This is a genomic window from Mycobacterium genavense ATCC 51234 (assembly GCF_000526915.1).
In the GTDB taxonomy this organism is placed as follows: domain Bacteria; phylum Actinomycetota; class Actinomycetes; order Mycobacteriales; family Mycobacteriaceae; genus Mycobacterium; species Mycobacterium genavense.
On the sequence record NZ_JAGZ01000024.1, the window covers coordinates 1 to 7198 of the forward strand.

The window sequence follows — 7198 nt, forward strand, 5'->3', positions numbered from 1 at the left end:
GTTGTTAGGCCCAGTTGCTGCCGACGGTGGCGTCGGTGGTGGCCATGTGGTCGCCGGCGTTGGTGATGTTGTGGCCGTGGGTGTTGGCGGATTGGTAGATGACGGCGAAGTTGCGGCCGAGTTGGGTGATGAATTCTTGGCAGGCGGTGGAGCCGGCGCCGCCCCAGAAGTCCCCGGCGGCGAGGACGTCGGCGATGATGGCTTGGTGTTCGGCTTCTAGGGCTGCAGCTTGGGCGCGGATGGTGGCGCCGTGGGCGGCGACATCACCGAATTGGTAGTTGATCGTCATGATGAACGTGTGTTCCTTTCTGTGAAAGTGTTTGTGCGGCAACACACTGTGGCCGCAGTGAATGGGGTGGGGTTAGCCGCGCAGGATCTGCTGGGAGGCGTGTTTCTGGGTTTCGTAGCGGGTGGCGTCGCGCAGCAGGTTGTCACGCACGTCGCCGAGGATGGTCACGATGTTGGTGAACGCCGTGTTGGCCTGGCTTAGGGTGTCGTGCGAGGTGGCCTGGGCGCTGCCGCTCCAGCCGGAGCCGGCGATGTTGAGCGAGGACGCCCACATTTTGCGGGCCTCATCGGAGATGGTTTGGGCGTGGGTGTCAAAACGGCCCGCCATGGCCCGCATCGCGGCGGGGTCGGTCATAAAACGAGAAGTCATTTGCCTTCTACTTCCTTTCCGGTGCACCCACACAGGGGCCGCGGCCGGCCCCGCCGGCACCGGGCATGCCGGCGGCTCCGGCGGCGGCCAGGGGTGCTCCGGCACCGCCCATGGGCATCATCGGCATGCCGCCCATCGGGGCGGCCCCACTCATACCGGCGGGCACCGCGTTGACACCCGCGGCGCCCACCCCGGCAAGGGCGGGCACCCCGGCGGTTTCACCGGCCAGCGGAGCCGCCCAGGAGGGGGGCACCGACAGTCCGCCGATGGGGCGGGCCCCACCCAGACCGGCGGCCACAGGCCCGGACACCCCGGCACCCGCCGCGGCCGCGGGTGCCTCGGCCAAACCAGCAGCCGCGGCGGCGGTGTCGGTCGGGGCGGTGGCGGGGGTGCCGCCCATCATGGAGGTCAGCGGCATCATCGCCATCGACGCGCCGGTCATGGCGCCCTCTTCGACCATCGAGGCCGCCATCGACATCACCGACCCGCCGGCACCGCCACCACCGGTACCCGGGGTGACCGGGCCGGCGCCCCCGCCGGTGGCGGTGCCGCCATGCCCACCGGTCGGGGTCAATCCACCCGTGGGGGTCAACCCCGAGCCGGTCGGCGTGAAGTTGGGGTTGATCACCGGCTTAGTCGGGGTGGCCCCGCTGCCTTTGGCCGGGGGTGCGGTAAACGGCGCCAGCCGCTGCGACACGGCGTGCACGGCGGCCTGATAGCCCGACATCGCGGCCACATCCTGGGCCCACATCTGCCCGTACTGGGCCTCGGTGGCCGCGATCGCTGGGGTGTTTTGCCCCAACACATTCGACGCCACCAGCGAGGCCAGCAGGGCCCGGTTCGCCGCGACCGCCTCGGGGTGCACCGTGGCCGAGCGCGCGGTTTCAAACGCCGCCGCCGCGGTCCGCACCGCGGCCGCGGCCTCCCCGGCGGCTGCGGCGGTGGCGTGCAACCAGCCCACATACGGGGCCGCACTGGCGGTCGTCGCCGCCGCGCCCACACCCCGCCACGACCCACCCTCGGTGGTCTGGGTGATCACCGAGGCAAACGACTCCGCCGCCCCCGCCAAATCCGCGGACAAACCATCCCAACCCGCAGCCGCAGCATGCAACGGCCCCGAACCCACACCGGCATACATCCGCCCCGAATTAACCTCCGGAGCAAACACCACAAAATCCAACACCAAACCACTCCTTCACCAACGCCTGCCAGGCGGGCAGGCCTGACCGCATCGGGTCGTCTGTTCCGAACGCGAGCGAACGCGAGTCGCGTCGCACCATGCGAATCCAGAGTTCGCGGAAACGCGAACGGGAACATCGGAGGAAGGTCCTAAATCGACCCGGCAGAGATGTCGTAGACGAATGTGGTCGCTACCGATGCCTAAGCGGGAGCTACAGTTTTCACATCCGTCTCGTCGAAGCCGTTGTACGCGAGACGGATTGAGGCGGCCTCATCGTCGCCCCGTGTGTGCAGTGGGGGTCATTCTCCCGCCGACAGGCTGATCAACTGTTCCAGTTGACGGCCGACGTCGCGGATCCCGGAGAAGAAGCCACCGAATTGGGTGCCCTTCATGATCTTTAAATCACCGCCATTGACGATGATGGCGCCGCTGCGCAGGGGGGCGAACAAACCACCCATCGGCACCTGGATCTCCAGGGAGGTCAGCGCCGGCAAGAACACCATCGGCAACGTCCAATCCAGCATGGTCTGGCCGAACAGGAACGCGTTGGCCATCTTGACCGGTGCCTCGACGACGGCGGTCAGCGCCCCGAGCACGTCCCCGGCGTGCAGGGCGGCGCTGAACGCGGAGATGCTGGCCTTCAGCGCGATCAGTGCGTTGACCGGAGCGCCAAGGAAGTCGAATGCCAGTGCAAGGGGTGTGCCGAAGAAGATCTCGAAGCCGCGCAGACCTCCGTGCAGGAAGAAGCTGAAGTCGGTGAGGTTGCCCAGCACCCGGGAGAAGTTCTGTACCATTTGCGTGGTGACCGTCTTGACGGCGTTCCAAATCGTTTCCGGGTTCAGGGTTTTCAGCGCCTCGAACAGGGTGCGCCAGTAGCCGACCTGGTTGAGGAGCACCTGATGGAAGAACGGAAATCGGGGGTCGGTGTTCACGTTTGGCGGCGATGGCGCGCCGTTGCGGCCTTCGTGGGGCGCGAGCAGGTTCCTCGCTGTCATCGCGCCGCCCGAGCGCAAGCCAGCGCCGGTGCTGTCGAGGCGATGGCCGCCGGCAAGGGGCAGGTGTCGACCGCTCGCAGTGACGGCGGAGCGGTTGCTCAACAGTGTCCCGTGATCGCGGAGCAGCAGCGGCCCTAACGGTTTACGCGCCGCATTCACCGGGCTGGTCGCACTGCCCGAAAGTGATCGCAGCGGTGTCATGTTCGTTGCCTCGGTGCGCACGTAGGCGGCGCAACTGGCGCCGAACGTTTGCACGAAATCCCGGTGGAACGCCGCGTTTTGCACACTGGCCGTTTGGTAGGCCTGCGCGTGCCCGGTGAAGAGCTGCGCAATTTGGGCCGAAACCGGGTCGGCGGCCGGAGGCTGGACCGCCGCGATTGGCCCCGCCGCGGCCGTGCTGGCCGCCTCGATCACCGAACCGATACCCGACAAGTCACTAGTTGCCGCAGCGACATACTCCGGCGCGACGCTCACGAATGACACGTTTCACAACTCCCCTCGACGTTGAAGGCCATCACAGAACTGGGTGCCGTGTGGCGCTCGACACAGCGCTCACGTTAGAGAGGCGTTCGATGTCGGATCATCGGTCAAATGTCTGACTTCGTAAGAAGTTTGATGTCGGAGGCTGGCCCAGCCGGATAGAGCGTGAGACGACCGGGGATTGGCGGTTAGGCACCGCTGGGGCTCCAGGTCCGGGCAGCAGTGGTGCGTCGCCCACCGGATCGGCTGTCATGCGGTGGATGAGCCCTCTGGCTTTACCTTCGGCCGCGACGGTGCCGGTGCATCCCAGCCGGCCGGCGCCCTGCACGCTGGGAAGCACGGGCTCATCCACGTCCGCCGCGGCCTCGGGGCGACGTCCAGGTATTCGTATCGGTGGGCCCGGTCCTTGTCCCTGGCCCTCTTTCTGTCCACCGTGGCCGACTCCGCGGCGGCGACCGTGTGTTGCCTCGCCGAACTGTATTGCGCGGCACACGCTGTCGCGGCGCCGGCGTGCGGGTCTAGCTCGCCACCGAACTCGGGGGCGGGGCACACGACGTAGGGCGGCAAGCCAGCCGGCGGCGGGGATGTCGGCGCGGTGTTGAGGGTGGCGGTTGCTGCCGCGGGGGCCGCGGTGACGGCCGCCGGCCGGTCGGCGGCGGCAAGGGGCTCGGCGCCCATTGGTGGCGCGGGCGGGATCACCGACGGCAACGGGAGGGCGCCCAACGCCCCCAAGCCTCCCAGGCCCGCGACGGTGAGCAAGGACGTCGGAGCCAACAGCGGGAGCAGATAGGGCATCACCAGCTGGCTCGCGTGGACCAGGGCCATTGATGCGTACGCCAGCACCAGGAAGAAGTTGCCGGTTCCGGGGTGCAGGATTAGGTCCAGGATCAGCTGCGTCACCATGGTCCACAGCGTATGAATCAGTGCCTGCACAATCTGTTTGGGCGTGAACGTCGAGGGATCGAAGATCCACTTGATCAGGAATTCCAGCTGCTCCACGATCTGCTGAATCAGCCATTTGATCTGATTGATCAATCCGGTCGGCGATGTCGGTGGCCCCATATCCATGCCCGATGTCGCGGTGCCCGAGCCCATATCGTCCATCCGGGCGTCGGTCCCGAGGATCTGGGGCGCCGGACAGGCGGGCGGCGCCGTTGCCACTGCAATGGCCGACGTCGCCTGGTACACCGCCATCGTCTCGGCGGCCTGCACCCACATGCGTGCATAGTCGGCTTCGTTGAGCGCGATCGGAATCGTGTTGATGCCGAAGAAGTTGGTCACCAGCAGGGCGGCGTGCAGGGCGTGGTTGAGCGCCAATTCCTCCGCGGTGGGCATCGCGGTCACCGCGGCGGTATATGCCACGGCCGCTGCTTGCTGTGCTGCCGCCGTGGTGGCGCATTCGGCGGCGGTCGCGTCGAGCCACCGCAGATAGGGCAGGTGGGCTGCGACGTAGCGATCTGCGGTTGGGCCCTGCCACGACCCGGCCCGCGTGTCGGCCAGGATCGCGGCCAATTCGGTTGCAGTGCGGGCGTATTGCTCACCGAGGCGCAGCCATTCGGCGGCCGCTGCCAGCATCGGGCCCAAGCCGGGCCCAGCGTTCAGCAGTAGGGAATGCACTTCCGGAGGCGACGACATCCAAATCGGCACCGTCACGGCACCACCCTTCGTCAGTCGGATTGTCCGCGCCTCGGCGTTTCGTGCGCGGCCGGTACCGAAGTGGTCGGGTCAGCGTGCCGCCAAGTTCCGTGTATGTCCTTGTGTTCTTTGCTCTTTGGACATCTGCGGCGTCCGGCTAGTCCCGCCACATCCCGACCGTGTGCAGGCCAGCTGGCTCGCTGTCGGGATCGGTGGGTCGCAGGTGCCAGCAAAACGCTCGGCCATCCAGGGTGCAGTGAATGAAGCGCTCGAGGTCTCCCGGTTGCGCGGTGGGCAAACGAGCGGTCGTAAGATACACCGCAGATTGCCCACCGTCGGCAGCAGGCCACGCCGCTGCGCCGAGTAGTACTGGTCATCGAGGTGGTAGCACGGGATTCGATCCAGAAAGCGGTTGAAGAACACCACCTTTGGCGGTAGGGGCTGGGCGTAAGCCGTATGGGCGCCCCGCTGAAGCATGCCGGCCGGTGCCGGGTGTCAAACCAGCGCGGATTGACGTAACCGACGAAACTGACGGGTGCCGCGTAAAACCCGAAGTCGTGCAGCAGGACTCGCGGCCCGGCGCTGTTGGGCGCGCGTCCGCAGAACCAGCCGTGCGTCGGAGGCGCGTCTTTCCGCCGGTCGACGCTGGCGCCCAAGATGACCGGCATCCCCTCCGGATGGCACCGATGGTGCGGCTGCGGTCCGTCGCCGTCACATTGTGGCTTTATCCGAGTCTCCTGATGCTCCCGCATCAACGTTGTCAAAGGATTGACCGGCTTGGCTTTTAATCGCGGGCGAAGGCCAATGCCAGCTCCTTCTCCACGTCATGGTAGGGCCGCCCGGAGAAGTCGAGGCGGACACTGGCGATGGTGCCGCCGGTGAAGAGGAACGACGCCTTGTACCGGCTGGACACCGCGGAACCACCGTTTCGGCCGACGGTGATGCCGGCGCCGGCCAAGCCGAAGGTTCCGGGGTGGGCGGTCACATCCGCGAGCGTGCCCACCACCTCGTCGTCGATGAACAGGGTGACGTCGCCCAGCGGGGTATGACTGTTCGCCACGGTTCCCGTCCGCGCGTAGCTGGCGCCGAAAACGTGTCGGCCCAACGGGACCGCGGCCGCGGAAGACACCAGTTGCTGGCACTCGCCCAGGAAGTTGTAGACATCACTCGCCCAGGAAGTTGTAGACATAGTGCAGGCGCCCGTCCTGGATGAATAGCACATGCCCGCCGTGCGCGCCGCCCTGCTTGAACAGCACCCCTTCTGCGCCGGTGGTATCAACGGTGACGTCGGCCAGCACGCTGAACGAGCGGCCGCGGATTTCCGCGGCGGCACCGATTCCGACGTCCGCGCAGTCGGGGTAGTAGATGTAGCTGGTCCGCTCCCCCACCAGGTAGGGCCGGGATCGGGTCATCGTCTCGATCAGGTTCAGATCCGCCAGTGGCAGGCCGTTGTACTTGGCGGCCTCGGAAAACCACAGCGCCTTAAGCTCTTCCAGCTTCTCGGGGTGCTCGGCGGCCAGATCGGTGTATTGGCTGCGGTCGGCCTCGATGTGGAACAACTCCCAGCGGTCGGCGTCGAAATTCGACCAGCCGGCCGGTGTGGCGGCGTGCACGGTGTTGGCGAACCAGCCGTTGTGCCAGATCCCGCGGGTGCCCAGCATGGTGTAGAACTGCGTGTGCTTGCCGGTATCGGCAGCCGGATCGGCCAGCGCCGCTTTGAAACTCACACCGTCTAGCGGTCGTTGCGTAATCCCCTTGACCGTCTCCGGTGGCGTCATGTCCAGCAGGTCATAGACGGTCGGGGTGATGTCGCAGACGTTGACGTAGTTGTCGCGGATCTCGCCGTGCGCGGCAATCCCGTTGGGCCAGGAGATGATCGCCGGATCGGCGATGCCGCCCTCATGCGAGGCGTAGCGCTTGTAGAGCTTGTAGGGCGTGTTGAATGCCATCGCCCAGCCGATCGGGTAATGGTTGAAGGTTTCCGGCCCACCGGGGTGGTCGAAGAGCTTCATGCTCTCCTCGACGGTGTCAATGTAACCGTTGAAGAACTTGCCCTCGTTCACCGACCCGTTCGGACCGCCCTCGCCGCTAGCACCGTTGTCGGAGATCACCACGATGATGGTGTTGTCCAACTGGCCGGACTCCTCGAGGTAATCCAGGATCCGGCCGATCTGCGCGTCGGTGTAGGACAAGAAGCCGGCGAACACCTCGGCCATCCGCGAGAACAACTTCTTCTCTTTGCTGTCCAGC

The 7198-nt window shown here is 66.4% G+C and carries 5 protein-coding genes and 1 pseudogene; all 6 read right to left on the minus strand.

Features of this window, described 5'->3' with window-relative positions; translation table 11 throughout:
- Positions 1 to 4 precede the first annotated feature (4 nt).
- Positions 5 to 289, minus strand: coding sequence for a WXG100 family type VII secretion target (locus tag T428_RS0124505; protein WP_025738060.1), 285 nt, complete (start codon positions 287 to 289; stop codon positions 5 to 7).
- A gap of 72 nt (positions 290 to 361) precedes the next feature.
- Positions 362 to 658 (minus strand): WXG100 family type VII secretion target, encoded by a 297-nt coding sequence (locus T428_RS0124510; protein ID WP_025738061.1) that lies wholly within the window; start codon positions 656 to 658, stop codon positions 362 to 364.
- Between the two features lie 7 nt (positions 659 to 665).
- Positions 666 to 1841, minus strand: a complete 1176-nt coding sequence (locus T428_RS0124515; protein WP_156943056.1) for a PPE family protein — start codon at positions 1839 to 1841, stop codon at positions 666 to 668.
- 296 nt (positions 1842 to 2137) lie between these two features.
- Positions 2138 to 3307, minus strand: coding sequence for a PE family protein (locus tag T428_RS35585; protein WP_281173992.1), 1170 nt, complete (start codon positions 3305 to 3307; stop codon positions 2138 to 2140).
- Positions 3308 to 3562: 255 nt separating this feature from the next.
- Positions 3563 to 4948: a PPE family protein gene (locus tag T428_RS30800; RefSeq protein ID WP_425412076.1), complete on the minus strand. Its 1386-nt coding sequence runs from the start codon at positions 4946 to 4948 to the stop codon at positions 3563 to 3565.
- Between the two features lie 784 nt (positions 4949 to 5732).
- Positions 5733 to 7198: pseudogene (locus tag T428_RS30805) on the minus strand (sulfatase-like hydrolase/transferase); the annotation flags it as partial.

What these genes read in the sequence shown, in the direction of transcription:
- T428_RS30800 (WP_425412076.1), bottom strand. Translation starts at nt 4,948, where the DNA reads ATGTCGTCGCCTCCGGAAGTGCATTCCCTACTGCTGAACGCTGGGCCC.
- T428_RS0124510 (WP_025738061.1), bottom strand. Translation starts at nt 658, where the DNA reads ATGACTTCTCGTTTTATGACCGACCCCGCCGCGATGCGGGCCATGGCG.
- T428_RS0124505 (WP_025738060.1), bottom strand. Translation starts at nt 289, where the DNA reads ATGACGATCAACTACCAATTCGGTGATGTCGCCGCCCACGGCGCCACC.